Below are 376 nucleotides of genomic sequence, written 5' to 3'. Positions count from 1 at the left end.
AAGGTTTTCCACCAACTCCGGATCACCGGTAACAGAAAAAGTACTCGGTCCGTCTTTGCGTCGGGTCACGCGCACGCCTTCGGCCGGCGGTGCCGGGCGGTTAAGCTCCAGGACCTTCTTGTTGGCTAGGCGTCGTAGTTGTTTGGTGGAGCCAGGCGTGTTGCACAGTTCGATGAGCATGGCCCAGGCCTCGCCCTGGTTGCGCACCCGCCGGAAGGCGTTGTCCAACACCAGCAGTGTGTCGAGGTGGTGTCCGGATTCTGCGGCACCCCGGCGGGCGGCGGCTTGCTTGCGCGTGTAGGTCGTGTGCCCGAAGAACGTCTGGCACGCGCGATGGTGCGCTGCGGCGGCAACATCCGACATGACAGCCTTCAGA

General features: G+C 63.6%; 1 pseudogene. It reads right to left on the bottom strand.

Annotation, left to right across the window (positions count from 1 at the left end):
• Positions 1-363 (bottom strand): annotated as a pseudogene (locus VVS03_RS11295) (HNH endonuclease); the annotation flags it as partial.
• Between the last annotated feature and the right edge of the window lie 13 nt (positions 364-376).

The sequence above is a fragment of the Corynebacterium sp. LK2537 genome (genome assembly GCF_040946485.1).
In the GTDB taxonomy this organism is placed as follows: Bacteria; Actinomycetota; Actinomycetes; order Mycobacteriales; family Mycobacteriaceae; genus Corynebacterium.
The sequence above is the reverse complement of the archived record's forward strand: the minus strand, read 5'-3'. Positions and strand labels throughout refer to the sequence as shown.